Here is a 26,225-nt window from a genome sequence, read left to right as displayed (position 1 = left end):
AGGGCAATCCTGAACGCGGCCCTTCAGGGTCGGCGCGGACCGGCGCACGATGGCGGGTATCGGTCGATACATCGCCATGTTCGGTCGCCTTCAGGTGCCACTCAGGTTGTGCCGGAATGGGCCGGATTGCCCCGGGATTGTCCGGCCCAGGCCTTGGCCGTAGGCAGATCCTGCGGCAAGGCAAAGCGAAAGCTCGCGCCGCGCCCGGGCACATCCAGTAGCTCGATGGTCACCCCGTGCAGTTGCAGGATACGGTGCACGATGCGCAACCCGAGGCCGCCGTCGCGGCGCGCACCACCGATAGTGAATGGCCGCAGGAACAGTCCCTCCCGCAGCTCCGGGGCAATGCCCGGGCCGTTGTCGCTGACGATCACCAGCACCTGGGAACCATCCGCCTGCAGGCTGATGTCGATCTCGCCTCCGGCGGGGACATGGCGCAGGGCGTTGTCGAACAGATTGGTCAACACGCGCTCGATCAGCCCGAGGTCGGCGCACACGCCCCAGGCCCCCGGGGCGAATTGCGCCTTGAGCCGCACCTGCCGCGCTTCGGCCCCCAGTTCGAATTTCTGGAAGATGTCCTGCACCAGGTCGCTCAGGGAAAACCTCTCGAGCACCGGCTCGACGAAACCATGCTCCAGGCGTACCAGCTCCAGCAGCGCCTGGGCCAGGCCACTGACCTTGCGGCTCTGGTCGAGGGCGATGCCCAGGTAGCGCCGGCGCTCTTCGGGGCTCAGGCTGGCGTCCTTGAGCGATAGGGTTTCCAGGTAGCCGTGCAGCGACGACAGTGGCGTGCGCAGGTCGTGGGAAATATTCGCCACCAGTTCCCGGCGCTCCTGGTCCTGGCGGGTCAGGGAGCGCCATTGCTGATTGAGGCGGGCCTGCATCTGGCGGAAGGTGGCGTCGAGCACGGCGATCTCGTCGTGGCTGCTGCTGTCTTTTGGCGCCTCGGTCAGGGTCTGTGTCGGGAGCGGATCATCGATGGCCGGGGCACCGTCGATATCGAAACCGCTGACCCGCTCGGTGAGGGTGCGCAATGGCCGGGTGATCAGGGCAAAGGCGGTCAGGCCGGCGATCAGGCACAGCAGGGCCACCAGGGCGATGGACCACAGGGCAATGTTCAGCGCCGCGCTGGTGGCGCCACGCTCGGCGAAGCGGTCGTGCGCTTCACTGAGCAGCACCACGTACAGGTAGCCGGCCTGCTGGCCGCCCACCATCAAGGGCGCTGCGCTGAACACCTTGCGTCCGTCCGGGCTGCGCGGGTCGTCGCCGAGGATCGGCAACGGGTCGCCCTTGAGCAGGCGCTGTACCGGGGCCAGGTCCACCTGCTGGCGGCGCAGACGCCCGGCCGGGGCGGCGTTGCCGACGATCCGCCCCTGGGGATCGAGCAGGTACACCTCGACACTGGGGTTGACCAGCATCAGCTGGCTGAACAGCTCCCGCAGGGCGTTGGGCATCAGGCCGTTGGCGTCCATCAATTGGGTGTCCTGGGCAATGTGCGCCGCCAGGTCCCGGGACAGGCCCTGCACCACTTCCAGTTCGTGCATGCGGCTGGCGCGTACCTGCAGCCAGGCCGAGGTGGAGCAGCACACCAGCAACAGCAGGGCGAACACCAGGGACAGGCGCTGGGTCAGGGTCAGCCTCATGCCGGCTCCTGGACGGCGAACTTGTAGCCGCGGCCCCAGACCGTGAGGATCCGCGCCGGTTGCGTCGGGTCGTGCTCGATCTTGGCCCGCAGGCGATTGATGTGGGTGTTGACCGTGTGCTCGTAGCCTTCGTGGTTGTAGCCCCATACGGCGTTGAGCAGGTCCATGCGCGAGAACACCTTGCCCGGCTGGCGGGCGAAGAAGTACAGCAGGTCGAACTCCCGCGGCGTGAGTTCCAGGCGCCGTCCCTCAAGGGCGACGTCGCGGGTCAGGGGATCGATGGCCAGACCGTCGATGTCCAGGCTGCCGCTGTCCAGCTTCAGGTTGCGCGCCAGGGCGTCGACCCGGCGCAGCAGGGCCTTGACCCGGGCGACCAGCTCGAGCACGGAGAACGGCTTGGCCAGGTAGTCGTCGGCCCCCAGCTCCAGGCCGAGGATGCGGTGCATCTCGCTGGAGCGCGCGCTGGTGATGATGATCGGCGTATAGCGGGCCATGGCCCGGGCCCGGCGGCAGATCTCCAGGCCGTCGACCCCGGGCAGCATCAGGTCGAGGATCAGCGCATCCCAGCCGCCCTGTTCCAGCAGGCGCAGGCCTTCGTTGCCGTCGGCGCTGTGCACCACATCCAGTTGCTCGTCCCGCAGGTGCAGGGCGATCAGGTCGGCAATGTGCTGGTCGTCCTCGACCACCAGCACGCGTTTGGCTTGTTCCATCGACACTCGGCCTCACAGGGGGCAATGGGCGCATTGTGCGGTGTTTTACCGCGGCCAGTTATCACGAATTGTTTAACTGCGCGTGAGGATTTGGCGATCACCCGAAGCTTAGGCTCTGTTCAAACCCACGACGTCGATTTCGGGAGACGCTGATGTTCACACGGCGACAGTTTCTGCTGGCAGGGGGCAGCCTCGGGTTTGCCGCCCTGGCCCTTGAGGTTCTGCCACGCCTGGGGGGCGATGCCTCGCTGATCGAGCCGGCGGTTGCCGAGGAGGCCTTCGAGGTCAGCCACAGCGACCGCGAGTGGCGCGACCTGCTCAGCGCCGAGCAGTACCAGGTACTGCGCAAGCAAGGCACCGAACGGGCCTACAGCAGCCCGCTGAACGATGAGCATCGCGCCGGCACCTTCAGTTGTGCCGGTTGCCAGCTAGCGTTGTTTCCATCTGCCAACAAGTTCGACAGCCACACCGGCTGGCCGAGTTTCTGGGCCCCCCTGGAACACGCGGTGGCCGAGCGTTCCGACCGGGCCTTCGGCCTGCAGCGCACTGAGGTGCATTGCCGGCGCTGTTGCGGCCACCTGGGGCATGTGTTCGACGATGGCCCGGCGCCCACCGGCCTGCGCTACTGCATGAACGGGCTGGCCATGAACTTCATCGCGCAAGCGGCCTGAGGCCGGGTCCCAGGCTTGTTTTTCAATTACTTAAGGACGACGTCATGTGGCTACTGCTACTCGCTTATCTGGGCGGTGTACTGACCATTCTCAGCCCGTGCATTCTGCCGGTATTGCCCTTTGTCTTCGCTCGCACCGGGCAGCCGTTTTTGCGCAGTGGCTTGCCGCTGCTGCTGGGGATGGCCCTGACCTTTGCCGTGGTCGCCACCCTGGCGGCAGTGGGCGGCGGCTGGGTGGTGCGAGTCAATCAGTACGGTCGCTGGCTCGCGTTGCTGTTCGTTGCGCTATTCGCGCTGACGCTGCTGCTGCCGCGGCTGGCCGAAAGGCTGACCCGGCCCCTGGTGGCCATGGGCGCAAGGCTGTCGGAGGCTGCCGGCCACGACCCACGGCCGCGGCCCGGCGCTTTGTTATTGATCGGCGTCGCCACGGGCCTGCTGTGGGCACCCTGCGCCGGGCCGATTCTCGGCTTGCTGCTGACCGGCGCCGCGCTGCAGGGGGCCAACATCGGTACCAGCCTGCTGCTTCTGGCCTACGCCGCCGGGGCTGCTACCTCGCTGGCCGTGGCCCTGCTGCTGGGCGGCAAGCTATTGACCGCCATGAAGCGTTCCCTCGGCGCCGGTGAATGGCTGCGCAAGGGCCTGGGGGCGGCGATGCTGGTGGGCGTGGTGGCGATTGCCATGGGCTGGGACACGGGAATTCTGGCGCGAGTCTCCACGGCGTCCACCGGTGGCCTGGAGCAGGCCCTGGTGGGGCGCCTGCTGGGTGCTCCACAAGACCAGGGTGGAGCGATGGTGGCGCAGAACCTGCCTGCCGCCGATCAGCCAGATGCCGCAATGCTGGCGGCTGGCGGCGCGATGAACAGGGCCGCGGGAGCTTCGCAGTTACCGGTGCAAGGCCAACTACCAGCCCTGGACGGCGCGGTGCAATGGTTGAACTCGCCGCCCCTGAGCGCCGAGGCACTCAAGGGCAAGGTGGTGCTGGTGGATTTCTGGACCTACTCCTGCATCAATTGCCTGCGCAGCCTGCCCTACGTCAAGGCCTGGGCCGAGAAGTACCGCGACCAGGGGCTGGTGGTGATCGGCGTGCACGCACCGGAGTTCGCCTTCGAACGGGACGTGGCCAATGTCACCAAGGCCATGGAGGACCTGGGCATCAGTTACCCGGTGGCGATCGACAATGACTACCGGATCTGGCGCGCCTTCAACAATCAGTACTGGCCGGCGCACTACTTCGCCGATGCCCAGGGGCGGATTCGCTATCACCACTTCGGCGAGGGGCAGTACGCCGAGTCGGAGCGGGTGATCCAGCAACTGCTGCGCGAGGCCGGCAATGCCAAGGTGGCCGGCGGCCTGATCCAGGCCGACGCCCAGGGTGTGCAACAGGCGGCGGACATGGGCGAGGTGCAATCGCCGGAAACCTACCTGGGTTACCAACGCGCGGAGAATTTCGTGCCCCAGGCCAGCCTGGCCCCGGACACCGTGGCCGCGTACAGCGTACCCCGTGATCTGGCGTTGAACGACTGGGGCCTGCGTGGGCAATGGAAGGTCGGGGCCGAGAGCGCCCTCGCCACAGCGCCGGGAGCTGCGGTGGTGTATCGCTTCCATGCCCGTGACCTGCACCTGGTGCTGGGGCCGGGGGCCGATGGCAAGCCGGTGCGCTTCAAGGTGCTGATCGATGGCCAGGCGCCGGGCCCGGCCCACGGTGTGGATGTGGCTCCCGACGGCAGCGGCCAGGTCACCGAGCAACGTTTGTATCAACTGGTGCGTCAGTCGGGGGACATCACCGATCACAGCTTCAGCATCGAATTTCTCGACCCGGGCGTGGCGGCTTACGCCTTTACCTTTGGTTGAAAAACCCTAGAGCCAGGCAGGCTGGTGGCGTCCGGACTCACCGCGAAACCCTCGCGGGCCTGGATATCCGGGCGCCCCCAGAACCTGCGACAGCGACAACAGGAGCACGCAGGCATGAAGCGTTTCTGGGCGGTACTGATGACATTGATGGCGCTGGGCGGAGCAGGGCAGAGCCAGGCTTTCTCCTTCGGCGGCTCCGAAGAGGCCGTGGCGCTCGCCCCTCCGGTGCTGGATGAAACCAATCAGGCCAGCAGTGAAACGGCGGTGTTTGCCGGAGGCTGTTTCTGGGGCGTGCAAGGCGTGTTCGCCCACGTCAAGGGTGTGCAGCGCGCGGTTTCAGGTTACGCCGGAGGTTCGGCAGACACCGCGCAATACGAGCGGGTCAGCGACGGTGACACTGGCCATGCCGAATCGGTGCAGGTGACCTTCGATCCGGCCCAGGTCAGCTACGGCAGTTTGCTGCAGATCTATTTCTCGGTGGCCCACAACCCCACCGAGCTCAACCGCCAGGGGCCGGACAGCGGCACCCAGTATCGCTCGGCGCTGTTCCCTCAATCGGCCGAGCAACAGCGGGTGGCCCAGGCCTATATCGCCCAGCTGGATGCGGCCCACGGGTTCGACAAACCCATTGTCACCCGTCTGGAAACTGGCCAGACGTTTTACCCGGCAGAGGATTATCACCAGGACTTTCTAACTGAACACCCCACTTATCCCTACATCGTGATCAACGACCTGCCCAAGGTCGCGCACCTCAAACAGCTGTTTCCAGAGCGATATCAGCAGCAGCCGGTATTGGTGAAAACCGGGCGCTAAGGCTTTGCCCCAGGTGGCCGAAACAGCGACAGGAACAAGGCGTAATCTCGCGCCTGGCTGTTGAGCCGTCCGCCGTGCCCGGGGCATTTCATGCAAAGGATGCTGTGCAGTGTCTTGAGTCTGGTGATGGTGGTTTCATTGCTCGACGGTTGTACCGCGACGCCGGTCAAACCCAGACCGACAGTCACCGGGCCTCAGGTGTATGGCTATCCCCTCAATCAACCGCTGCCCGAGGAGCAGATGCGGCGGCTGAGCTACACCGGAAAGCATTTTGACGGCAGCCTCAGGCTGTATCAGCAGGTCTTGCCGGATGGCAGTCAGTTCGGCTTCTACCTGGATGCCGGCCAATGGCTGGAGGCGCTGAGCAGAACCAGCCGGCGGTTCGACACCCAGAGCGAGTGCCTGGCTGCCCAGCAGGCAGACGAAATGCAACTCAAGACCCTGATCGATGAGTTCAATGCCCGGCAGGCGCGTGCTGACGGCGCGCCGCGCCAAGAGGGCGATGTCTACGTCGACCAGGCGTTGCAGGCCTGCCAGCGTATGGGAGGGCCAGGTTCGGAGGCTGAGGCCTTGCGCTATACCCTGTGGGCCACCATGCAAAGCCAAGCCCCGGAGGCTGAGCCAGGTTCGCCGGGCAAGGTCGAGGCTGCCCATTCCTCGGTGGGGGACGTGGTGGTGATCGTGGCTGTTGGGGTCGTGCTGGCTGTCGTGGTGGTCGCGGCGGTGGCCGTAAGTGGATGGGCAGGCCCCTGCATCAACATCAATACCGCCAAGGGTGACGCAGGCGCCTGCGAGAGGATGCGGGAGCAGGAGCTTCAGAAAAGAGGCTACTGATGCGCGTTCAATAGCGCCACTTGCGTATCAGCTCCTCGCCATAGCGCTGGCTGATCAGCGCCTCGACGCCGTCATCGTCGTCGTAGACCTCGCCCAGTGTCAGCAGCATCAACGCGTCCAGGTAGTCTTCGGGAGACTCGAAGAAGCGTGTCAGCGCTATGCCCGTGTCGTGGTCGAAGTAGTAGACCGCGCCGCTATCCCGTTCAAAGCAGAACAGGTTGCCGTTGCCCAGGTAGTCGCCGAATGCGATCAACCGTCGAGCCAGTGGCAGGTCCAGGTCGATCCCGGAGATATCGACAATCCCGGGGTAGGCCTCCAGCAGTGGCTGGATCGCAACGCTGCCGGGTTCGACGCTGCACAGGGTTTCCGCCAGGGACAGGACCCCCAGTTGCCGGTGGTAGTCGCGCAGTGACGCCGGCAACCGACAGCCCAGGCGCTGCTCCAGTGCCAACAAGGCCGCTTCGCTGACAGGGGTCAATTGCGGCTCGTTGACGTGGCCTTCCCACAAGGCGCCATAGGCGCCGATCACCGCCAGATACCAACTCAGTCGTGCGGCCTGATCGGGCAGAGCCGGCCAGGCCAGGGGCGGGCAGCCGGCAGGGGGCCATTGCTCGGAAGGGGGGAGGTCGGTCATGCAGCGTCCTTGCGGTGTGTTTTGTGCGGGGCAATCTTATCCATCGCCCCTGGGCCCGGGTCAACAGTAGTTGTGTGGATTGTTTGTGCTGCTGCACGCTGTTCGCCTGTGGCCCTCCCCAGTGTGTGCTGAAAAAAACAGCTGAATCCGGCACTGGTTTAGGAACTTCCGTCGACTATGGCAGACAAATCTCACCAAGGTATCGCCCGTCTAGTGATTGACCCGCACGTGCTTCAACAGGCGCTTGCCGGCAGTCATGGGGGACCTGAACGCTGTTGCCGACGGGTATCCACACCCTGGCAATGGTTTTTCCAGGCGGAGGTTTCTTGCTATCGTGGCCTCCCTCTTTCACGGACGAATATCGAGACAGCCCATGGCTAACTCCACCCCGTCACGCCTCGGCAAGGTCTTCCAGGGCCTGCTGTTCGCCCTGATCGGCATCGGCCTGCTGGTCATCGCCGTCAACCTCAGCCTCGACCGCCGCGAATTCCTCGCCAGCGCGCAGACCGCCGACGGCATCGTCAGCGACCTGAACGCCGGAGGCTCGCACCCCGAGATCGCCTTTACCACCGGCACTGGCGAGAAGATTTCCTACCCTCAGGGCGGCTTTATCTTCGGCTATCAGAAGGACCAGCCGGTGCGGGTGTACTACCTGCCCCAGCAACCGGCCAACAGCGCCATCATCGATGATCCGGCGGCACTCTGGGGCACCTCGGGCGTCCTGGGTTTCATCGGCCTGATATTCACCATCGCCGGCCTGCTGGGTGTCATCAGCCAGCGTGGGCGAACCTCGCAACGCGCAAAAGGACTTTGAACCATGACCCTGAGCATTCCGATTCCGGTCAACGAAAGTAAATGGCTGTACCAGACCGCCAGCGGCGGTGGCTTGACCGTGGCCCTGGTGGCCGGCAGCGGCGGTTCGATCATCCTGCGCTCGCCCCAGGGCAAGGACATCAGCTATCGCTATGGCGGCCTGGGCGTGGGCGTCGGTTTTGGCGCGCGCTTGCCGCGTTTCGGCAAGGTCAATATCCAGGTCAAGGGCAAGAGCGTTGCTGGCGCCGGCGCGGCTGAGGCCTTTCCCAGCACTGGCAAGGTGTTTGTCAGCGATGCCCTGGTCAGCCGCGACCTGACCGAAGACGACGTTACCGGTCCTTGCCTGTACACCGAAGTCGGAGCCGGGCTGGTGGTGGGCGGTTCGGCCACGGCCCTGCTGTTCGGCCTGGACCCCAAGCTGTTGGCGCTGTCGGTAGCCCTCAGTAGCAACCCGCTGGCTTCGGCCTTTGCGTCGTCCCGGGTCAACGAGCAACTGCTGCGCTCGGCCAAGGGCGCACTGGTGATGGCCGGCATGAATGCCGGCGTACAGGCGGGCGGTGGTGCAGCCGTCTACATGGGCTATCTGTTCTAGCCGTCCCTTCCGGCGTGCCTGGGGTCACAGGCGCGCCAGGCACTCCTGCAGAATATCCAACCCCTCTTCGAACACCTCAGGCTCGGTGGTCAGGGGGGCGAGCAGGCGAATGATATGCCGCGACTTGCCGCTGGGCATCAGCAGCAGGCCGGCTTCCCGGGCGCTGTTCAGCAGGCTGCCGAGGTGTTCCGGTGCCGGTTCGCCCTGGGCATTCACCAACTCGATGCCGCGCATGGCGCCGACCCCGGTCAGGCGGCCGAGAGCAGCTGTGAGTCCGCGCTCTTTCCACGCCTGATAACGCTCGACAATCATCCGCTCCTGAAGCTCGCCCCACTGTTGCAGGTGCTCGTCGGTCATCTCTTCCAGGGTCGCCAGGGCGGCCGCGCAGGCCATCGGATTGCCCGAATAGGTGCCGCCCAGGCCACCCTTGGGCAACACGTCGAGCAGGGCCTTGCGACCAACCACGGCGCCCAGCGGCACCCCGCCGCCAATGCTCTTGCCCAGCAGGATCAGGTCCGGCTCGATGCCCAGTCGCGAGAAGGCGAAGCGCTGTCCGGTACGACCGAAGCCGGACTGGATCTCGTCGGCGATCAACAGGATTCCATGCGCATCGCAGAACTGGCGCAAGGCCCGGGCGAACGAGGCGTCCAGGGCCAGGAAACCGCCTTCGCCCTGCACCGGTTCGAGGATGAAGCAGGCCACCTCCTCGACATCGATCTCCACGCTGAACAACCGTTGCATGGCCTTCAAGGCTTCGTCGCAGCTGACCCCGTTGTCGGCACTGGGGTAGGGCAGGTGGTACACCGGGCCGGGCAAGACACCGACCTTCTGCTTGTAGGGCGCGACCTTGCCGTTGAGGTTGAGGGTGGCCAGGGTGCGACCGTGGAAGCCGCCGTCAAAGGCGACCACGGCACTGCGCCCGGTGGCGCCGCGGACGATCTTCAGGGCATTCTCCGCAGCCTCGGCGCCGCTGTTGGTGAGCATGCCGCTGACCGGGTAGCTGACCGGGATGAAGGCCGCCAGGCGTTGCATGAATTCGATGTAGGGAGCGTGGGGCGCGGCATTGAAGGCGTAGTGGGTGAGGCGGGTTGCCTGTTCCTGGATCGCGGCGACGATGCGCGGGTGACAGTGCCCGAGATTGAGCACGCCGATGCCGCCGACAAAGTCGATATAGCGCTTGCCGTCGCTGTCCCAGACTTCGGCATTGCGGCCGTGGCTGAGGCAGATCGGGTGAACGGTGGAGATCGAGCGGCTGATGTTCTCGTGGTTCATGGGGACGGGCTCTGTCTGCCGGAAACGAGCGCCTATCTAAGCCGGCCCGGCAGGCTGGCGACAAACGAAATAAAGTCGCCGGGTCAGTATGAAAATTCCCGATGTGCAGCCCGGCAAGCACCGGCCGAGTGCGACTCAGTGCCCCTGTGACGGGGGCGCCTTGCGCCGGGCCCGCCAATGGCGGATCAGTGCGGCCACAGCCACCAGCGTCACCACCGCGATCACGATCGGCAGGCGATAGGGCTTCAGGTCGCCGAACAACTGCTGCAAGGCCTCACCGGCCCAGTACCCGGCGCCGACGAACAGGCTCGCCCAGACCGCAGCGCCCAGCACATTGAGCAAAGCAAAGCGCCAGGGCGCCAGGCCACTGGCACCGATCACCATCGGGCCCACCAGGCGCATGCCGTAGAGAAAGCGCACGGCGAACACCGAGGTCGAGGGGTAGCGCTGGATCAGCCCCTGGACCCGTTCGATGGCTGCCTGATGGCGCTTGAGCCGGGGCAGCAGGCGCGCGCCGCAATAGCGCCCGGTCCAGAACAGCAACTGGTCACCGAGGATTCCGCCGAGGGTGGCCCAGCCCACCACTTGAGCCCACTGCAGGGCGCCCTGGTGCGCGGCCATGCCGCCGAGGATCAATACGGTTTCGCCCTCCAGCAGGCAACCGATGAAGATCACCCAGTAGCCGTAGGCGGCGATCAGCGCGTTGAGGTCGAGGTGTTCGAGCATGGGCAGGGCCTTCTGGACTGGGCGCGAACGCAAGCAGCGCGACAATGATGCGACAAAGAACTCTGATTCCATCCGCAGGCACAAGTGCCCAGGATATTCATCGGGAGGTAGAACCATGGAGCGAGGTCATGTCATCGGCACCCAGCGTAGACAATGGGGCAGTTTGCCCGCTTCGGCAGCTGATCACTTCCTGCGTATTTGAACGCGTGGTCTCATTGCGCCGAAGTCATACAGTCTGCCCCAGCAGCCACGCCCAGAACATTCCTGCGCCATACAGTCCCAGCCCGAACACCGAATGGGACAGCAGGCTGCGCAGCCGGGCGGTATGGGGCTTGGGCGTGTTGCTCGCGGCTACCCCCAGGCCCATGCCCGGTTGCATCAGCAAGAACGGCGCCGCTACCGTCAGTACGCCAATGATCAGGGCCGGAGCCAACGTCGGCTGGTGGGCCCAGCCAGGGCCACAGATCAGCAGCAACAGTGCCGCAAAGATTACGCCGATCAGGTAGTGGGCCAGCCAGCCCAAGGCTTTTTCCCCTGCCACCGGTGCGGCTGCGGCGATGTTCTGGTGCCTGAACTGTCCCTTGGGAAAATGGCCGATCCAGCGTCCGACCATGGCCCAGTTGAGCCCGGGGATGTTCAAGGCTCGCGCCAGAAACAGTGTCCAAAGGTCGAGGATCAGGGTGGCACCGGCGCCGATCAGCACGGCCGGTAAAATCAACCTCATGAGGTCTTGCATAAGAACTCCTTCAAGTGTGATGCACTGCGGTTCTGTTGAGTGTATTGCCGTGTTAAGCTTTCATTCAATTTAATGATTGAATGATCAATAAATCAGCAGGAGCTGTCAATGAGCGATTCGCTGTCCCCTCAATTGCCCCTGGCCGACATGGCCGAGCTGGCACGTATTCTCGGGCACCATCACCGCTTGATCCTGCTGGAGCACATCGCTCGCGGTGAGCAGCCGGTGGAGCGCCTGGTGGAGGCCTCAGGTCTTTCAGTGGCCAATACGTCCCAGCACTTGCAGCAACTGCGCCGAGGTGGCTTTGTGCAGACCCGGCGGGATGGCAAGCGCGTGCTCTACAGCCTGGCCCAGGGCCCGCTGGCGCCGCTGCTCGGTGCCTTGCGCCAGTACGTCGACCACAACCACGGGCAGATCCGTGAACTGCTGGCCGACAGCGCGCAGCAACCGACGCGACTGGAAGGCATTTCCCGGGATGAGCTGCGTCAGCGTCTGCAAGAGGGCGGCATGACCCTGCTGGACGTGCGTGCGCCTGAAGAGTTCGCCCGGGGGCATTTGCCGGGGGCGATCAACATTCCCGTGGAGGAACTCGAGCAGCGCCTGGCGGAACTGCCTGCCGGCCAGGAGCTGGTGGCGTACTGCCGCGGGCCCTATTGCGTGCTGTCGCAGCATGCCGCGGCCTTGCTGCGCACCAAGGGCTTCAAGGTGCGTCGGCTGGACGATGGATTCAGCGACTGGCAAGCGGCGGGGCTGGGGGTGGAGAGTACCGAGTAAAAGTGTCGCAGAACCCGACATACAGGACATTGCCCACAGGGCCATGATCCATATCAACGGGCTTTTCAGAAAAATCCGCTACAAGGGAAGCAGCCTCGAACTCACAAGGTATCGGGGCCCGGGCCTGCACCGTGAAGGCCCGAGACAATTAATAAAAACCTTTGTGGACATCGGCCGAGGGGACCACCCCAGGCGGATTTTAAAGGAATAACCTGATGGCTTTATCTCTGTCCCGCCTGTGCCTGCTGGGCGCCGCGTTGCTTTGCATACATCCCGCCCAAGGCAGTGAGCCGACCCCGGCAACTGCCAGCCCTGATTCCGACTTGATCCAGCGTGGCCAGTACGTGGCCCAGCTCGGCGACTGCATTGCCTGTCACACCGCCAAGGGTGGAGCCACCATGGCCGGCGGTCTGGAGTTGAAGACGCCCATGGGCACCATCTACTCCAGCAACATCACGCCGGATAAGGACACCGGTATCGGCAACTACAGCTTCGACGCATTCGATCGTGCGATGCGTGAAGGCGTGACCCCGAACGGCAGCCATTTGTACCCGGCCATGCCGTATCCGTCCTACGCCAAGATGACCGAAGAAGACATGCGCGCGCTCTACGCCTACCTGATGCACGGCGTGGAGCCCGTGGCCCAGGGCAACCTGGAAGCCGACATGGGGTTCCCCTTCAACCAGCGCTGGGGCCTGTGGTTCTGGAACCTGGTGTTCGTCGACAAGCAGCCGTTCAAGGCCGACCCGAACAAGGATGAGCAGCTCAATCGCGGTGCCTACCTGGTCCAGGGCCTGGGCCACTGTGGCTCCTGCCATACCCCGCGGGGCATTGCCTTCCAGGAGAAGGCCATGAGCGACACCGAGTCCGGCGGTCAGCACTACCTGGCCGGCGAGACCGTGGAAGAGTGGCGGGCCCTGAGCCTGCGTAACCTGTGGACTGTGGAAGACACGGTACAACTGCTCAAGACCGGGCAGAACCGCTTTGCCACGGTGTCCGGCAACATGGCCGATGTGATCCACCACAGCACCCAGCACTTCACCGATGCCGACCTGACCGCCATCGCCGCCTATCTCAAGTCGCTGCCGGCGGGCAAGGATGACCTGCCCATGCCCGCCGTGGCCCTGACCCCGGCGGCGCCACCGAACAACCTGTTCACCTCCCGTGGCGGCCTGGGTTATGCGCAGTTCTGCTCCGACTGCCATCGCCAGGACGGTGCCGGTGTGCCGCAGATGTTCCCGTCCCTGGCGGGCAACCCCAGCGTGGCCTCGGCCAACCCGACCTCGTTGCTGCACATTACCCTGACCGGCTGGCAGACCGCTCAGACCGCTGCCCATCCACGGGTCTACACCATGCCCGGCTTCGCCCAACTGGCGGATGGCGAGATCGCCGAGATCCTCAGTTTTGTGCGCAGCAGCTGGGGCAACAACGGTTCGGCCATCACTGCCGCGCAGGTGAAGAAAATGCGTGCGCAGCTGAGCCCGCAAGTGGAAAGCACCCTGTTCGAAACCCCGCGCCTGGCCAACCTGCTGGCCGCGCCGAACGCCGAACAGGTGGTGCGCGGCATGCGCCTGCACCTGGAGACCAAGGCCCTGCTGCCGGACAACGTCGGCAACTCGCTGAATTGCACCAGCTGCCACCTCAATGCCGGCACCGTGGCCGACGGCTCACCCTTTGTCGGTGTCTCGGCGTTCTTCCCCGGCTACGCGCCGCGGGCGGGCGAGACCATCACCCTGGAAGAGCGCATCAACGGCTGCTTCCGCCGCTCCATGCACGGCAAGCCGCTGCCGGTGAACGGTGCCGACATGCAAGCCATGGTCGCCTACTTCGAGTGGATGAAGATGAACACCCGCCCCGAAGACAAGGTCGCCGGACGCGGCGTGGGCAAGATCGACCCGGCCCTCAAGCCCAATGCCGACAACGGCAAGCAGGTGTACGCCAAGCAATGCGCGGTGTGCCACGGTGCCGATGGCGAAGGCCTCAAGCGCGCCGACGGCAGCCTGATCTTCCCGCCGCTGTGGGGTGACCAGTCGTTCAACATCGGCGCCGGCATGGCCCGCACCTACACCGCGGCAGCCTTCGTCAAACGCAACATGCCCATTGGCTTCCACGAAAAATTCCCCCTGGGCCAGGGCGGCCTCTCGGACCAGGAAGCCCTGGATGTGGCCGAGTACTTCTCCCACCAACCGCGTCCGGACTTCCCCGACAAGGTCAAGGACTGGCCTAACGGCGGGCGTCCGGTGGATGCGCGCTACTGAGGGGCTTCACTGCCGCCGCTAGCCACTGTCGGCGGCGTGAGCGAGCCCGGCGTTCACCGCTCCCAAGGACCTGAAAAGGTTCTTGGGAGCTGGCTGTCGGAAACATGGCCTGGGGTTATGAAGGTAGAGCGAGCCCAGGCTGCCAGTGATCAGGCGCCGTGTTTTTTGCCTGCTCGAGCGCCGACCTGATATGGGGGACGGCGTACTGGCGGTACCAATGGTTCATCCCCTTGATCGCCTGTTGCGCTGGTGCCTTCTCACCGGCACCGATCAACTCGGCGCAGGCCTGGGCCATGGCCACCAGCGCCCGTGCAGACTCGGGTACATAGGGCAGTGAGGCGCCCTGATCGTGGCGTTCCTGGATGATCTGGTAGCGAATGTTTTCCGGCAGGGTCCAGGCGCTGATCAGGAACTCATGGACTGAATAGTCGCGCCCGTCGATCGAGACCCTGGCCGAGCGATATGCCTCGCCATAGCCGGCGCTTTCGATCTGTTCGCAGCTGTCGATCACCGTGTTCATCATGTCGCGGATTTGCTGCCAGTCGGTTTGCATCAGTGCTCCTTGCGAGCTGGGTAAAGGGGTGGAGAAAAATCTCCGGTCGTCCTGTTGGGCTGCTGTAAGATTGCCATTTTTTGCATTGCCCCGACTCCCTTCGCAGTCGACCCATCAAGGATGAATCATGAGGTTTCACTCGCTTTTGTTGCTGGGCCTGACCCTGGGGCTGGGTGGTTGCACCTACTTCTCGACTCTCAAGGCCACCGCCGTGAGTTACCGGGGGCCGGCCGCTGCTGCGGATACCGCGCTTATCCGTATCGTTGCCCAGGGGCTGGTGCGTGGCGTGCCCGACAGCGACTGCATCGACTGGCGCAAGCCCGGCTCGGGGCTGATGGTCAGGCCTCACCGAGGCATCGCTAACCCCAACTTTCGCAACCTGGGCATTGCGATGACGGCCGAGACCGACCGCATGCGTCGCCAGGAGGGTTTTGGCGCCAACGAACTGCGGCTCCCGGCCAATCGTCCCTTTGCTTTCCAGTTCTACAACACCGAGCCGGGAATGAACCGGGACTACAGGGCCGTGTGCGAACAGAGCGTGACCTTCATCCCTGAGCCTGGCGCTACCTATCAGATGGTGTTTCTCCAGGACGGCATGTGCACGGCGCTGCTGCGCAAGATCGACGACCAGGGACGAATGCAGCCGGGGCAGGTGGGCCTCAAGCCCAGTGACTACTGTTCCGCCGATGCCCGGTTGAACGACTCAAGGTAAGCTGTTCAGCGCTCGTAGTGCCGGCAGATCTGCTCCCAGATATAGGCGCCACGAAAGCGGATCCAGCGGATGAACAGACGGTCGCGCAACGCTTGCACACGGCTGTTGCGTCGGCGCTCCAGGCGCTGCTCGATGTCTTCCAGCAACGAGTCGCGATCGAAGCCCATCCAGACCTCCGGGATCACCGCCATCAGGTTGCCATAGCACACCGGCGCCACTTCGTCGTACAGGATGCGCTGCACTAGCGCCCGGTCGTAGGCCTGGGTTTGCCGGGCAATATGGGCGTAGTCCACCGCGTTATCGACAAAGGCGTCCGACAGCGCGTAGCGGATATCGGCAAGCTGTTGCCCAGTGATCGGGCTGCAAGGCATGGCGGGCTGGGCTCCTTGAGGAGGCTAACAGGGTTGGCCGAACGGGATCCCATTCAAGGTATGGGTGCAGCAGCGGCAATCAGGACTCATGGTCGCTGCGTGCAGATCGGGGTCGACCTTCTGCAGTCGGCCCTGGGCATCGACGTACAAGCCGCTGAAGAAACTGTAGCCGCCGATCCTCACATAGTCCTTCTGTTGGTGCTCATGCAGGGCGACCAGCCAGAAAATCGGATCCTCCCGATCCAGTCGGCTTTTTGCTTCGCTGAATACGGCATCCCACGGTTGGCCTACCCGGCTCAGCAGAAAGCGAAACAGTGGCGTGTAGTCCAGCCCCAGGTGCTTTCCCGAGTGCATGCTGGCGCGCAGGTGTTCGCTGGCGGCCAGGGATTTGCTGTGGCGCTGCCGGGCGTAGGGCGGGTGAAGCTTGTGCCATACGCCTCGGGTTCGAGTGTTGACCTTGCGAAACAGCGGTTGCTTTGCCATGGGCTCATCTTCCTGATTGCCGGTGACCGTGGATTCTATCTCGGGGCAATCATCCGCGTCGGCTGGGTGCCATTGGCATTGTGTTGGTAGATCGCTTCCGGTTGGCCCTGCGGGTTGAAAAACACCTGACCGATTCCCGCCGAGTTCCACAATCGCTCCCCGGCCTCCGCGTGCTCGGGCACATGGGGGATCACCTTCATGCGCCGGCGCTTGGTGAACCAGTTCAATGGCGAACGTGGCGAGTAGAGCCAGCGGTTGAGGCGGTCGAACCATTCCAGCAGCGCCGCGGGAAACTCGTTCTTGATGCCGCTGCTGGTGATCTGCCAAATCCGCGGGCCGCCCTGGCGATGGCGGATCAGTACTTCGTAGACGAAGGAATAGTGCACATCGCCGGAGAGAATCACGTAGCTGCCCGGGGTGCGTGAGTGGCGGAAAATATTCAGGATCACCTGGGCCGAGCCGCGGTGGGCCATCCAGTTTTCCGCGTCCACCAGCAGTGGGTAGCCGCACCAGCTGAAGACTTTCTGCACCGTCTCGATCAGCTTGACGCCGAAGATCGGCGCCGGGGAGACGATGATCGCCGAGGGATGGTCCAGCAGTTCGTGCTGCAACTCGCTCAGGGCTTCCCAGTCCAGCAGCCCCGAGGGCTGGGACAGGTTGAACTCGCTGCGCCAGCGTCGGGTGCGGGTGTCCAGTACCACCAGCGCCGGGGTGCTGGGCAGTACGTAGTGCCATTGCTGGAAGCGCAGTAGCTGGTCGATCAATTCATCCTGGGCGCGGCAGTCCAGTTGTTGTCGGTGGTGCGCGGTGGCGCTCAAGGCCCGGGTCTGTTCCAGCAGCGGGCCGAAGGCATCCGGGTTGTTGCCCCAGCCCTGGCACAGCAGGTAGGCCAGCAGGGCGTTGCCGATGATGCGCTTGGAAAACGGATGGCCGTAGGCGGTTTCCTCCCATTGGGCACTGAGGTTCCAGTCATCGGTGATGTCGTGGTCGTCGAAGATCATCAGGCATGACAGGTGCGCGCAGACCCGGGCCACGCCTTCCAGGCCGCTGACGAAGGCGTCGATATGCCCTTGTTCCTTGCGGTAGCGTGCCTGTTGTTCCGGCGACAGTCGCGGCGGTGTGGGGGTGATCAGGGTCCAGGGCAGCGGCGACCAGACCAGCAGATACATGGCCAGCACTTCGGCGAAGGTCACCAGGTGGTTGTCGGCATTGCTGCTGGTGAAGATCGGTTTTTTCACCCCGCCAAAAAACCGCTCGCGCAGGGTTTCGTTGCTCTTGAGGGCCGGGAGCAATTCGGCGCGCTGGTAGTAGCTGGCGCGATGCCGATAGAGCGCGGCGCTGTTGTCCACCACCGCGCCTTCCAGGTGTTCGTCGAACAGGCCCAGGCGCTCGATCAAGGCATGAATCGCCCGCAGCATCGGCCCGGCCACGTCATCGGCATACACCTGGTCGCCGCTCATCATCAGCAATGCCGGGCGGGCCGTAGGCTCGGCGGTTTGCGCCAGCAGGCGGTCGGCGCAGAGCAGGCCGTCATTGGCCGGGTGATGAGGCTTGCGGCAGGAACCGTGGAGCAGGTTGTCGATACGGCTATGGAGCACGAACTCGGGCTGGCGCTTGCCGTTGTACAGCAGGTGTGTCGCCCACTCGGCCATGGCGCAGGCACGCCCATCGGCCTCGCTGAGCAGCAGGTCATAGGCAATCGCCACGTCCTGGGGCAGGGCGTGGTCCAGGGGCACGTCGATCAGGTGGACAAAGGCCTGCAGCCCCACGGGGATGACCTGGCACTGCTGGCTGTCGAGGGGGATGTCCAGCGCCGGGCTAGCGGCAGGCTGCAGCCGCAGAGTCAGCGCCAACGGCCGCGAGCCCACCAGCCACAACACCAGCCGCGTCGGTTCCAGGCGGCGCAGCAGCGGACCGGCGAGAACAGGGGGCAGGGCGGCATCGGGTGTGGTCAGGCGCATGTGCAATGGGGACTCTAGCGGTTCGAAAGGGGCGCAATAGTAGCGCGGTCGATGTTGAAGAAATGTCGGCGGTGAGCATTGGATCAGGGCTTTTGTATCCGATTGTTTATTGGTCTTGGCCGTCATTTGCGCTCAACCCCCAGAAGGGCAGATTCGGCGCAGGCCCGCAGCGTTTGGAGGCGACCGTTTGTCATAGTCAGGTTGTACGTATTGTTTTAGCCATGAAGTTACGTTTATTTGAAGTGCTCTTTTATCAGTCGTTCCTGAATCCGAACGACCCCGTTGATACCTGACTACTCAAGCGAGGCATTAAACCCATGAGCGCACTTCTAGATCGCGCAGAGCAGGCCGTGTCTGCCAGCGCAATGGCTCGCGGTTTCAGCGCGAAATAGTAGGAGGTCACCAGCGGAGCGGTCACGCATCTGGTGATTTTCAAGGACAACGAACCGGCGGCTGTGCTGCTTGGTGTTGACGCCTACCAAGCCCTGAAAGACGAACTCAAAGACCTTCGCGCCGAACGCTTGGCCATTGAGCGTCTGTCCACCTTGGGTAAGAGGGATACCGTGAGCCTTGAAGGCATGGAGGCTCGTTTCAAGTAGGTAATTACAAGGAAGTGGAACCTGCTGTTTCAACCCGAAGTAGAACAATACCTTGGATGATTGGGAGCGGCTGAGGGAGACGAGTCCTCTACCGCATTACTGGCACTGAGATCTTCTTGATCCTGTGCGTGGGTGCCTGGCGCAGTGATGAGGTTTACGAGGCTGCCACTCTGAGTGGCTGAGTTGAAAATCCGTGGCGGTATTTTTATCTACGAGTTAGCTGCGCCAGGTTATCCACACCATCCTGCTGAATCTGCGTCAGCATCCACTCGATAAATACTTGAGCCTCGGGCGCGGTATTGCTGGCCGCGTAGTATTTGTGCAGTTCGGGCAAGGGATGATCAAGCGGCCGCTGGTCCGCTCGCCTCGGAGCTTTCAAAAGCCCGACAGTGTGGCGGTGTGGTCCTTATCTGAGGACCTGTTCATTACTGCTGGCCGAACGACTGATGCGGGTAATGCGATTCTGGTGTGCTGCTGGCCCTGCGCTATGTCTCAGCCCGCTGGATGGCATCGCTGCGAAACATTGAGGTGCGACACGGATGTTGCATCTTCGCCCTGCTGACCTGCGAGGCCTAGATTGGGTTGGCACTGGCTGATGGTGGGTGGTGCCCTGGTGCTGAATTGCCGTTGGTGGTGATGCAGCGTCATCCCGACCCAGGGCGGGTCAGGGTCTTGGCGGCTAATGCGGTGTGACGGGATTTCGGAGCCGGAATCGGACCGTTGATTGCTGGGGTGACACTGCCGGCGGCGTTAACGTTTCGGGTGTATTCGGTGGAGGTGGGGTGTTTGGCGTGTGGTGATGTATGACCTGCCAGTAAAGCTAGAATATAGAGTTCACTGATTTGAAAATTTTTTATTTAGCTATAGTTCACCATTGACTAGGTGAAAATTGGCGGGTGGAGGGGCGGTGAGGTGTCTTTGTTGTAATGCTGTCGACTGGTTTTTATGTTTTAATTATTTTTTGTTGGTGGTGGTTTTTATTATTGTGGAGCTATTTTATGACTCGGATGTTTAAAGAAGAGGTTAGAAAGGGTAGGGTCTTTTCTCCTACTCATCGAAAGTTTGACCTAGGTAAGTGGGATAGTGCTTGGGTGGAGGTGAATGAGGAGACTGATGAAGATAAAAGTTTCTATTTGGCAGGGAGAGTTTTTCATGAGGTTTTAGGAGGGATTAGAGTTGCTCTAGGTGAGTTGTATAAAAAGCATTTTCCAAGAGTTGACAATAAAAAATACCTAGAGCTTTTATTTTCTCTGTCTAATCGCGATGTTGCTGTTTTGAATAGGATTAAAGCCTTAAAGATTGATAAGGCTGCTAATTTATTTAGTTTGACTGTTGATAATAATAAGATGGGTAATGAAATTACCTTGGATGAAGTGGCGCATGGCGTGGTAGATGGGTTGGAGAAGGCGATTTCCTCGTGTGTTGGTAGAATTAATTTAGGAAGGGAAGTGCCGGTAGGGGAGGAGCCAAAGAATATACTTGAATTTATAGAAAGAGAGGTTTATCTCTCCCAGTTATATGGTATGTATGAAGCGTATTGGCAAGCTTTATTGTGGGGTGGGTTTGAGTTTTTAGTGGTGGATGAGGCGAATAAAATTTATGAGGTTCGACAGACTTCTAGTCGTGATGAAGTGGCGCATGAAGTCTCTCAAATTAGAAAGATTCGTTTGAGCGCCCATGCTGGAGCTATGCTGTCTTCTCTTGGGGTTGCTGAGTTTTATAAAAGTGGGTTTTATGCGGAATTGTCTGGTAGTGGGAGGAAAAAGAATTTCTCAGTAAAGGCGGTTGGGAAAGCCTCTGAACGTCTGCAGGCGATGAATTCAAAATTTAAAGCTACATCTTTGCTTCTTTTTGACGAATTTCCAAAAAAATTTCTCGATGTTGAGCATGAGGCTGGTTTCTCTATATCTGAAGCGTTGGAAGTTTTTAGGGTCTTGGTTTTACTTAGTCATCAATATATGGAGAGATTTCCGAAAGATGACAGCTTTTTTAATTCAAGCAAACTCCAAGAATTTTGTGTCAGAGTGAATAAACAGGATTTGTTGATTGCTCTGCAAAAAACAACAAAATTTAGTTTTTTGAAGTGTCGAAAAATAATTAATTTTTTTGCATACAAGCACTCTGGTAATGATTTGTGGTGTCATCCAATAGTTGAGACTGGAAATAATGAGTTGTGTCTTTTGATTAGTGCCCTTTCTCATCCTGTATTGACTAGAGTTGTAGAGCACTGGTTAGTTGAATTGAATGTGGATTTGCAAGAGAAAGGTGCAGCTTTTGAAGAAAGCGCACTTGAGGGAATTAATGAAAGCTTATTTGGTAATAAGTTGGTTCTGGATAAAGATAAGGCTGTTTCGAAGCGTATAAAGTTGCGTGGTGGTCAAGAGGAAGAAATTGATGTATTGCTCAGGATTGGTAGGGTAATACTGGTTGGTGAGGCTAAGTCTATAGTTACTACTGATTCACCAATATCCTATTATCGGACATTAGGTATATTAAAGGGTGCGGCAGAACAGGCTAAAAGAAAGGCTCTGTTTTTTGAAAGCAATATAGAGGCTGTATTTGAGTCTTTAGGTTGGTCTTTTGACGCTGGTCAAGAGTATGAGTTTTTGCCAGTTGTGATTGGTAGTAATAAGATACATTCAGGCTTTCCGATTCTTGATGTACCAGTCGTAGATGAAAAAATTATAGAGCGTTATTTTGATAGCAATGAGTTTCCTATGTTTTCAATTAACACTGGCGGGCGAACTAGGCATTTGGCTTGGTTTGAGCTCTACACTTCATTTGATGAAATGCAGGCGAATTTCTTTAAGTATTTAATGGCGCCGCCGCAAGTTCTTGATGATGAAAATAGTTTTGCTCTTAAAAGCATAAAACTACCTTGCTTGGGTGAAGGGGAGTATAAGTTTATTTATTCGAGGCTGACGCCTTTGAACTTGACTTTTCGTGATCGTCTTGAGCGGAATTATGAGTTTAAGTTGGTTGTGGTTGATGATATAGAGAGCCACATTTCAGATGTGGGTTTTGTAATTTGATTTGTTTAGATAGGATTGAATTTTTATGACATTAATTAGGTCTAGAAACTATTGCGTAGACACAAATATATCCCTACTCTTTGTCAGTCGCTGCAAACTCAGCGACCGGGCTTGGAAACCCGCATAGGTATAGGCGCATAAGCGCCCAGATCACGATTGCAGGCGCTATTTTTTTGCCTGCAGTTTTTCGTGTCATGGCGGCTGTGCGCGGGAGGACTTCGGTCCTGCCGGGTCCTATACCCCCGGTTTTCCAACCTGCGTACAGCTGCCACCCTTTCGCTTGGAAACGAATGTGGCAGCTCTTCATCAGGTATAGGAGTTAGTCGCATGGACGTTTCAACTCAATATCTTCACCCCATTCGCCCTTGCACCCAGGCCCACGCCGGAGGTGCGCAATGACCATCAAGACCCTCGGCCATGTCGCCTTCGCCCCTTGTGGCGAAACCGGGCATTCGCTGTTCCGGGTCAATCCGGATGTGCCGCTGCGTGATGCCTTGGAACAGGTGTCGCAGTTGCTGTTCCAGGCCAAGCATCTGGCGCGGGAGGCCGCTCTGGAGCGGGACGATCGCTACGCCTGGGCGGCACATTATTTCAGCGAGATGGGCAAGGCGGTGGTGGACGATCTGTGCCTGGGCGAGTGGCCAGACGAGGCAGCTTGTCGATCTTGAGGTGATAGGCCTGAGGGCTCTTTGGGGCCTTCACGCTTATGAGGCGGATAAGCCGATCTAGTCGGCCGCGTCCGCCGCTTCGTCGGTACTTTCCCGGCATCAATAAGAAGTCCCGATCCAATCGGACCGGGGCTCCTGATCCTGAACACAACGCTGCCCGCACTGGTGACCGCGACCTCTCACGCCACTTCAGTCTCTGCAGGTTCAATCAGCAATTGCCGTTGCTGCTCCGGCCGCGCGGCTTCGAAGCTTTCGGCCTGGGCTGTTGCCCACATGCGCAGGTAAAACTCGCTGCTGCAGCGGCCGTTGAGCAGTTCACCGGCCTTGAGGAACACGTGGGTCTGGGAGTAGAGGCGCACTTGGGTATCGCTCACTCGCCGTACCAGGTGTTCGGCATTCAGTTGCCAAGGGTGCTGCAGGCCGGCGGCGGCGATCATTTCCGAGAGGGCGATCAGGGTGTTGCGGTGGAAGTTGTAGACCCGCGCCGCCTTGTCCGGCACCACCAGCGCCTGTTGGCGCAGCGGGTCCTGGGTGGCTACCCCGGTGGGGCATTTGTTGGTGTGGCAGGACTGCGACTGGATGCAGCCCACCGCGAACATGAAGCCACGCGCCGAGTTGGCCCAGTCGGCGCCCAGGGCCAGCACCGCAGCGATGTCGAAGGCGCTGATGATCTTGCCGCTGGCCCCCAGGCGAATCTTGTCCCGCAGGTTCAGGCCCACCAGGGTGTTGTGGACAAACAGCAAGCCTTCGCGCAGGGGCATGCCGATGTTGTCGCTGAATTCGCGGGGCGCGGCGCCGGTACCGCCTTCGCTGCCGTCGACCACGATGAAGTCCGGCAGGATCCCGCTCTGCAGCATGGCCTTGGCGATGGCCATGAATTCCCAGGGCTGGCCCAGGCACAACTTGAAGCCCACCGGCTTGCCGCTGGACAGTTCGCGCAGCCGGGCGACGAAGCGCAGCAGTTCCAAGGGCGTGGAGAACTCGCTGTGGCGAGCCGGCGAGACACAGTCCTGGTCCATGGATACGCCGCGGGTGCTGGCGATTTCGGCGGTGACCTTGTGCTTGGGCAGAATCCCGCCGTGGCCGGGCTTGGCACCCTGGCTGAGCTTGATCTCGATCATCCGCACCTGGGGGCTCTGGGCCTGGGTGGTGAAGCGTTCGGGATCAAACCGCCCCTGCTCATCACGGCAGCCGAAGTAGCCGCTGCCCAGTTCCCAGATCAGGTCGCCGGCGTGCTCGCGGTGGTAGGGGCTGATACTGCCTTCGCCGGTGTCGTGGGCGAAGCCGCCGAGCTTGGCGCCCTTGTTCAGGGCGCGGATGGCGTTGGCGCTGAGGGCGCCGAAGCTCATCGCCGAGATATTGAAGATCGAAGCGCTGTAGGGCTGGCTGCACTGCGGGCCGCCGACGGTGATGCGAAACTCCATGGGGTCGCGCGGTTCGGCCGGGGTCATGGAGTGGCCGATGAATTCGAAGCCGGTCTGGTACACGTCGCGCAGGGTGCCGAAGGCTTTTTCCGCGCTCTGGTTCTTGGCCCGGGCATACACCAGGGAACGCTGGGTGCGGGAAAAGGGCAGTTGTTCGTCATCGCCTTCGAGCAGGTACTGGCGCAGCTCCGGGCGCACCCGTTCCACCAGGTAGCGGATGTTGCCGATCACTGGGTAGTTGCGGCGCACCGCGTGCCGGGTCTGGCGCAGGTCATACAGGCCCAGCAGGCTGAGGGCGGTGGCCACCAGGGTCAGCGGCCACCAACCGGGAACACGCGAGGCCAGCAGCAGGCCGCCGAGGGCCAGGACAATGCACAGGGTGAAGCATGAGTAACGGCTCAATAACGACAGTTTCATGCAGGGTTTCCTTATCACGGTGGCGTGGGTGGGCCATGTTCAGAGCGGCTGCGGCGCGCAGGCGGGTGCGGATGTCAGGCGGGAAGGGTTTTCAGGGCGTCGTAGCGGGCCTGCAGTTCCTGGCGTTGCAGGCGCCGCTGCTGGGCCTTGGCATGGCGGCGTTTTTCCACGGCGGTTTCCGGGGTCAATGGGCGAACCGGCACCGGCGTGCCGTTTTCATCCACCGCGACCATGGTGAAGTAGCAGCTGTTGGTGTGGCGCACGCTGCGTTCGTGGATGTTCTCGGTCATCACCTTGAGCCCGACTTCCATGGAGCTGCGTCCGGTGTAGTTGACCGAGGCGAGGAAGGTCACCAGTTCGCCGATGCGGATCGGTTCGCGGAACATCACCTGGTCCACCGAGAGGGTCACCACGTAGCGCCCGGCATAGCGCTTGGCGCAGGCAAAGGCCACTTCGTCGAGCATCTTGAGCAGGGCGCCGCCATGGACATTGCCGGAGAAGTTGGCCTTGTCCGGGGTCATGAGCACGCTCATGGTCAATTGATAGCTGCCAGGTTCCATGGTGTTCCTCATGCCATCAGTGGAGCGTTGTGGGTGGTCTGTCGCCCCTTCGGGCATGCAGGAGCGGTTTGCACCGGTTTCCTCGCAGTACCGCAGGAATGGCTCTAGCCTGATACTTTGCGCCAGTGGTCAGGCCGTGGCGCTGAGTCTAACAATCGGTTTTTTCGTTAGCTAGCTAACGATTTGTGAGAGTCTTTCTCCGCTTTTGCAACAATGCGACAGAATGTCTCAGTTAGGATTCGGCAACGCAGCCGTGTCCTGACTGCCTTGCGGCTGCGCCTGCAAGGTCCGGCAGGGGCACGGGCAAACACTGGAACGACGACGGCGACCTGCGCTCGATCGTCATGAGCCTTGGGGTGTGTTGATGAATGAGTACCTGCATAACGTGGCAATCGGCCTGGTGGCCGTGTTGCCGGTGGCCAACCCGCTGACCAGCATTTCCCTGCTGCTGGGGCTCGGTTCCAGCCTGTCGGTGGCAGAGCGCAACCGGCAGATCTTCAAGGCCAGCCTGTATGTCGCGCTGATCATGCTGGTGAGTTTCTACGGTGGCAGCCTGGTGATGAAGGTGTTCGGCATCTCCATTCCCGGGTTGCGGATTGCCGGTGGGCTGATCGTGACCTACCTGGGCTTCACCATGCTGTTCCCCAAGAACAACCTTGATGAAACCGCACTGCAGCATGACCTGCTGTCGGACCAGGACAAGGTCCTGCCCAACTACCGCGACCTGTCCTTCGTGCCCCTGGCTCTGCCGGGCACCGCCGGGCCCGGGACCATTGCCTTGATTGTCAGTTCGGCCTCGACCCTGCAATCGACCTACGGTGAAATTCCCTGGGTGATCCACGGTGCGGTGGTCACCGTGACCCTGTTGACGGCGCTGATCTTCTGGGTGGCCCTGCGCTGCTCGGGGCAGATCATGAAGGTGCTCGGCGAATCGGGGATCGATGCGATCTCCAGGGTCGTGGGTTTTCTGCTGGTGGGCATGGGTGTGCAGTTCGTCATCAACGGCGGTCTGGAACTGGTGGCCGGGGCGACGGTGCATTGAGTGCCCGTGCAATGACGCGTCGTACCGGGACATTCCTCGCCAGGTAAAAAGCCCTCCGCCAGAAACTGGGGGGAGGG

Annotated in this window: 26 protein-coding genes; 14 read left to right on the top strand and 12 right to left on the bottom strand. The window is 61.5% G+C overall.

The features are described from left to right. Window positions 1-101: 101 nt before the first annotated feature. Entirely contained in the window at window positions 102-1,643 is a 1,542-nt protein-coding gene (locus ACZ5BO_RS28585; protein ID WP_464697141.1) for a sensor histidine kinase, read from the bottom strand. After that, window positions 1,640-2,353: a response regulator transcription factor gene (locus ACZ5BO_RS28580; protein WP_464697140.1), complete on the bottom strand. Its 714-nt coding sequence runs from the start codon at window positions 2,351-2,353 to the stop codon at window positions 1,640-1,642. The genes ACZ5BO_RS28585 and ACZ5BO_RS28580 overlap by 4 nt, the downstream gene beginning before the upstream one ends. Window positions 2,354-2,505: 152 nt before the next feature. On the opposite strand from ACZ5BO_RS28580, the gene msrB reads away from it, so the two are divergent. The 4 genes from msrB to ACZ5BO_RS28560 all read left to right on the top strand — a co-directional run bounded on the left by msrB (window position 2,506) and on the right by ACZ5BO_RS28560 (window position 6,521). Further along, a complete protein-coding gene (msrB, locus tag ACZ5BO_RS28575; protein WP_464697138.1) occupies window positions 2,506-3,024 on the top strand; it encodes a peptide-methionine (R)-S-oxide reductase MsrB in 519 nt (172 codons plus the stop codon). 44 nt (window positions 3,025-3,068) lie between these two features. Continuing rightward, complete coding sequence (locus ACZ5BO_RS28570) at window positions 3,069-4,874, top strand: cytochrome c biogenesis protein DipZ (RefSeq protein WP_464697137.1); 1,806 nt, start codon at window positions 3,069-3,071, stop codon at window positions 4,872-4,874. A gap of 114 nt (window positions 4,875-4,988) precedes the next feature. Further along, a complete protein-coding gene (gene msrA / locus ACZ5BO_RS28565; RefSeq protein ID WP_464697136.1) occupies window positions 4,989-5,687 on the top strand; it encodes a peptide-methionine (S)-S-oxide reductase MsrA in 699 nt (232 codons plus the stop codon). A gap of 90 nt (window positions 5,688-5,777) precedes the next feature. Beyond that, window positions 5,778-6,521, top strand: a complete 744-nt coding sequence (locus tag ACZ5BO_RS28560; RefSeq protein WP_464697135.1) for a hypothetical protein — start codon at window positions 5,778-5,780, stop codon at window positions 6,519-6,521. Between the two features lie 7 nt (window positions 6,522-6,528). Here the strand turns inward: ACZ5BO_RS28560 and ACZ5BO_RS28555 are convergent, their stop codons facing one another. Continuing rightward, on the bottom strand, window positions 6,529-7,155 hold the full coding sequence (locus ACZ5BO_RS28555) for an SMI1/KNR4 family protein (protein WP_464697134.1): 627 nt from the start codon (window positions 7,153-7,155) through the stop codon (window positions 6,529-6,531). A 373-nt stretch (window positions 7,156-7,528) separates the two neighbouring features. On the opposite strand from ACZ5BO_RS28555, the gene ACZ5BO_RS28550 reads away from it, so the two are divergent. Both ACZ5BO_RS28550 and ACZ5BO_RS28545 read left to right on the top strand, forming a co-directional pair. Further along, complete coding sequence (locus ACZ5BO_RS28550; protein ID WP_025129515.1) at window positions 7,529-7,969, top strand: DUF3592 domain-containing protein; 441 nt, start codon at window positions 7,529-7,531, stop codon at window positions 7,967-7,969. A gap of 3 nt (window positions 7,970-7,972) precedes the next feature. Continuing rightward, window positions 7,973-8,560, top strand: coding sequence for a hypothetical protein (locus ACZ5BO_RS28545; RefSeq protein ID WP_025129516.1), 588 nt, complete (start codon window positions 7,973-7,975; stop codon window positions 8,558-8,560). Window positions 8,561-8,584: 24 nt separating this feature from the next. Here ACZ5BO_RS28545 and ACZ5BO_RS28540 read toward each other — a convergent pair whose 3' ends face one another. The 3 genes from ACZ5BO_RS28540 to ACZ5BO_RS28530 all read right to left on the bottom strand — a co-directional run bounded on the left by ACZ5BO_RS28540 (window position 8,585) and on the right by ACZ5BO_RS28530 (window position 11,294). Continuing rightward, window positions 8,585-9,832, bottom strand: coding sequence for a 2-aminoadipate transaminase (locus ACZ5BO_RS28540; RefSeq protein WP_464697133.1), 1,248 nt, complete (start codon window positions 9,830-9,832; stop codon window positions 8,585-8,587). 135 nt (window positions 9,833-9,967) lie between these two features. Continuing rightward, entirely contained in the window at window positions 9,968-10,558 is a 591-nt protein-coding gene (locus tag ACZ5BO_RS28535) for a DedA family protein (RefSeq protein ID WP_464697131.1), read from the bottom strand. A gap of 226 nt (window positions 10,559-10,784) precedes the next feature. Continuing rightward, complete coding sequence (locus ACZ5BO_RS28530) at window positions 10,785-11,294, bottom strand: DUF2938 domain-containing protein (RefSeq protein ID WP_464697130.1); 510 nt, start codon at window positions 11,292-11,294, stop codon at window positions 10,785-10,787. A gap of 108 nt (window positions 11,295-11,402) precedes the next feature. Here ACZ5BO_RS28530 and ACZ5BO_RS28525 point away from each other — a divergent pair, with 108 nt between their 5' ends. Further along, window positions 11,403-12,068, top strand: a complete 666-nt coding sequence (locus ACZ5BO_RS28525; RefSeq protein WP_025129520.1) for an ArsR/SmtB family transcription factor — start codon at window positions 11,403-11,405, stop codon at window positions 12,066-12,068. A gap of 215 nt (window positions 12,069-12,283) precedes the next feature. Continuing rightward, window positions 12,284-14,326: a c-type cytochrome gene (locus ACZ5BO_RS28520; protein ID WP_464697129.1), complete on the top strand. Its 2,043-nt coding sequence runs from the start codon at window positions 12,284-12,286 to the stop codon at window positions 14,324-14,326. Between the two features lie 115 nt (window positions 14,327-14,441). On the opposite strand, the gene ACZ5BO_RS28515 is transcribed toward ACZ5BO_RS28520, so the two are convergent. Beyond that, window positions 14,442-14,879, bottom strand: coding sequence for a hypothetical protein (locus tag ACZ5BO_RS28515; protein WP_464697128.1), 438 nt, complete (start codon window positions 14,877-14,879; stop codon window positions 14,442-14,444). A gap of 127 nt (window positions 14,880-15,006) precedes the next feature. Between ACZ5BO_RS28515 and ACZ5BO_RS28510 the strand changes: the two genes are divergently transcribed. Then, window positions 15,007-15,591: a hypothetical protein gene (locus tag ACZ5BO_RS28510; RefSeq protein WP_025129523.1), complete on the top strand. Its 585-nt coding sequence runs from the start codon at window positions 15,007-15,009 to the stop codon at window positions 15,589-15,591. A 5-nt stretch (window positions 15,592-15,596) separates the two neighbouring features. Here the strand turns inward: ACZ5BO_RS28510 and ACZ5BO_RS28505 are convergent, their stop codons facing one another. Genes ACZ5BO_RS28505 through ACZ5BO_RS28495 form a run of 3 tightly spaced genes read right to left on the bottom strand, consistent with a single transcriptional unit; the run spans window position 15,597 to window position 18,406 of the window. Next, window positions 15,597-15,962: a DUF7079 family protein gene (locus tag ACZ5BO_RS28505; protein ID WP_464697127.1), complete on the bottom strand. Its 366-nt coding sequence runs from the start codon at window positions 15,960-15,962 to the stop codon at window positions 15,597-15,599. Window positions 15,963-15,986: 24 nt separating this feature from the next. Next, a complete protein-coding gene (locus ACZ5BO_RS28500; protein ID WP_464697126.1) occupies window positions 15,987-16,445 on the bottom strand; it encodes a hypothetical protein in 459 nt (152 codons plus the stop codon). A gap of 35 nt (window positions 16,446-16,480) precedes the next feature. Continuing rightward, complete coding sequence (locus ACZ5BO_RS28495; protein ID WP_464697125.1) at window positions 16,481-18,406, bottom strand: alkaline phosphatase D family protein; 1,926 nt, start codon at window positions 18,404-18,406, stop codon at window positions 16,481-16,483. Between the two features lie 5 nt (window positions 18,407-18,411). Here ACZ5BO_RS28495 and ACZ5BO_RS28490 point away from each other — a divergent pair, with 5 nt between their 5' ends. From ACZ5BO_RS28490 to ACZ5BO_RS28475, 4 genes are all read left to right on the top strand, one after another. Next, on the top strand, window positions 18,412-18,699 hold the full coding sequence (locus ACZ5BO_RS28490) for a hypothetical protein (protein WP_464697124.1): 288 nt from the start codon (window positions 18,412-18,414) through the stop codon (window positions 18,697-18,699). 132 nt (window positions 18,700-18,831) lie between these two features. Beyond that, window positions 18,832-19,005: a type II toxin-antitoxin system Phd/YefM family antitoxin gene (locus tag ACZ5BO_RS28485; RefSeq protein WP_464697123.1), complete on the top strand. Its 174-nt coding sequence runs from the start codon at window positions 18,832-18,834 to the stop codon at window positions 19,003-19,005. Between the two features lie 998 nt (window positions 19,006-20,003). After that, on the top strand, window positions 20,004-22,037 hold the full coding sequence (locus ACZ5BO_RS28480; RefSeq protein WP_464697121.1) for a hypothetical protein: 2,034 nt from the start codon (window positions 20,004-20,006) through the stop codon (window positions 22,035-22,037). A gap of 395 nt (window positions 22,038-22,432) precedes the next feature. After that, entirely contained in the window at window positions 22,433-22,705 is a 273-nt protein-coding gene (locus ACZ5BO_RS28475) for a DUF3077 domain-containing protein (RefSeq protein ID WP_464697120.1), read from the top strand. Window positions 22,706-22,884: 179 nt separating this feature from the next. Here ACZ5BO_RS28475 and ACZ5BO_RS28470 read toward each other — a convergent pair whose 3' ends face one another. Together ACZ5BO_RS28470 and ACZ5BO_RS28465 are read right to left on the bottom strand one after the other, a co-directional pair. After that, complete coding sequence (locus ACZ5BO_RS28470; protein WP_464697118.1) at window positions 22,885-24,546, bottom strand: FMN-binding glutamate synthase family protein; 1,662 nt, start codon at window positions 24,544-24,546, stop codon at window positions 22,885-22,887. 74 nt (window positions 24,547-24,620) lie between these two features. Continuing rightward, window positions 24,621-25,106 (bottom strand): acyl-CoA thioesterase, encoded by a 486-nt coding sequence (locus ACZ5BO_RS28465; protein WP_025129528.1) that lies wholly within the window; start codon window positions 25,104-25,106, stop codon window positions 24,621-24,623. A gap of 364 nt (window positions 25,107-25,470) precedes the next feature. Between ACZ5BO_RS28465 and ACZ5BO_RS28460 the strand changes: the two genes are divergently transcribed. Further along, window positions 25,471-26,148 carry a MarC family NAAT transporter gene (locus tag ACZ5BO_RS28460; protein WP_025129529.1) on the top strand — a complete coding sequence of 226 codons (678 nt, stop codon included), beginning with the start codon at window positions 25,471-25,473 and terminating at the stop codon, window positions 26,146-26,148. Window positions 26,149-26,225 lie beyond the last annotated feature (77 nt).

It is taken from the genome of Pseudomonas sp. FFPRI_1 (assembly GCF_055384485.1).
The sequence above is the reverse complement of the archived record's forward strand: the minus strand, read 5'-3'. Positions and strand labels throughout refer to the sequence as shown.

Bases quoted from the DNA above. Each gene is read 5' to 3' on its own strand.
- ACZ5BO_RS28585 (WP_464697141.1), bottom strand. From the start codon at position 1,643: ATGAGGCTGACCCTGACCCAGCGCCTGTCCCTGGTGTTCGCCCTGCTG.
- ACZ5BO_RS28580 (WP_464697140.1), bottom strand. From the start codon at position 2,353: ATGGAACAAGCCAAACGCGTGCTGGTGGTCGAGGACGACCAGCACATT.
- msrB (WP_464697138.1), top strand. From the start codon at position 2,506: ATGTTCACACGGCGACAGTTTCTGCTGGCAGGGGGCAGCCTCGGGTTT.
- ACZ5BO_RS28570 (WP_464697137.1), top strand. From the start codon at position 3,069: ATGTGGCTACTGCTACTCGCTTATCTGGGCGGTGTACTGACCATTCTC.
- msrA (WP_464697136.1), top strand. From the start codon at position 4,989: ATGAAGCGTTTCTGGGCGGTACTGATGACATTGATGGCGCTGGGCGGA.
- ACZ5BO_RS28560 (WP_464697135.1), top strand. From the start codon at position 5,778: ATGCAAAGGATGCTGTGCAGTGTCTTGAGTCTGGTGATGGTGGTTTCA.
- ACZ5BO_RS28555 (WP_464697134.1), bottom strand. From the start codon at position 7,155: ATGACCGACCTCCCCCCTTCCGAGCAATGGCCCCCTGCCGGCTGCCCG.
- ACZ5BO_RS28550 (WP_025129515.1), top strand. From the start codon at position 7,529: ATGGCTAACTCCACCCCGTCACGCCTCGGCAAGGTCTTCCAGGGCCTG.
- ACZ5BO_RS28545 (WP_025129516.1), top strand. From the start codon at position 7,973: ATGACCCTGAGCATTCCGATTCCGGTCAACGAAAGTAAATGGCTGTAC.
- ACZ5BO_RS28540 (WP_464697133.1), bottom strand. From the start codon at position 9,832: ATGAACCACGAGAACATCAGCCGCTCGATCTCCACCGTTCACCCGATC.
- ACZ5BO_RS28535 (WP_464697131.1), bottom strand. From the start codon at position 10,558: ATGCTCGAACACCTCGACCTCAACGCGCTGATCGCCGCCTACGGCTAC.
- ACZ5BO_RS28530 (WP_464697130.1), bottom strand. From the start codon at position 11,294: ATGCAAGACCTCATGAGGTTGATTTTACCGGCCGTGCTGATCGGCGCC.
- ACZ5BO_RS28525 (WP_025129520.1), top strand. From the start codon at position 11,403: ATGAGCGATTCGCTGTCCCCTCAATTGCCCCTGGCCGACATGGCCGAG.
- ACZ5BO_RS28520 (WP_464697129.1), top strand. From the start codon at position 12,284: ATGGCTTTATCTCTGTCCCGCCTGTGCCTGCTGGGCGCCGCGTTGCTT.
- ACZ5BO_RS28515 (WP_464697128.1), bottom strand. From the start codon at position 14,879: ATGCAAACCGACTGGCAGCAAATCCGCGACATGATGAACACGGTGATC.
- ACZ5BO_RS28510 (WP_025129523.1), top strand. From the start codon at position 15,007: ATGAGGTTTCACTCGCTTTTGTTGCTGGGCCTGACCCTGGGGCTGGGT.
- ACZ5BO_RS28505 (WP_464697127.1), bottom strand. From the start codon at position 15,962: ATGCCTTGCAGCCCGATCACTGGGCAACAGCTTGCCGATATCCGCTAC.
- ACZ5BO_RS28500 (WP_464697126.1), bottom strand. From the start codon at position 16,445: ATGGCAAAGCAACCGCTGTTTCGCAAGGTCAACACTCGAACCCGAGGC.
- ACZ5BO_RS28495 (WP_464697125.1), bottom strand. From the start codon at position 18,406: ATGCGCCTGACCACACCCGATGCCGCCCTGCCCCCTGTTCTCGCCGGT.
- ACZ5BO_RS28490 (WP_464697124.1), top strand. From the start codon at position 18,412: ATGGGGACTCTAGCGGTTCGAAAGGGGCGCAATAGTAGCGCGGTCGAT.
- ACZ5BO_RS28480 (WP_464697121.1), top strand. From the start codon at position 20,004: ATGACTCGGATGTTTAAAGAAGAGGTTAGAAAGGGTAGGGTCTTTTCT.
- ACZ5BO_RS28475 (WP_464697120.1), top strand. From the start codon at position 22,433: ATGACCATCAAGACCCTCGGCCATGTCGCCTTCGCCCCTTGTGGCGAA.
- ACZ5BO_RS28470 (WP_464697118.1), bottom strand. From the start codon at position 24,546: ATGAAACTGTCGTTATTGAGCCGTTACTCATGCTTCACCCTGTGCATT.
- ACZ5BO_RS28465 (WP_025129528.1), bottom strand. From the start codon at position 25,106: ATGGAACCTGGCAGCTATCAATTGACCATGAGCGTGCTCATGACCCCG.
- ACZ5BO_RS28460 (WP_025129529.1), top strand. From the start codon at position 25,471: ATGAATGAGTACCTGCATAACGTGGCAATCGGCCTGGTGGCCGTGTTG.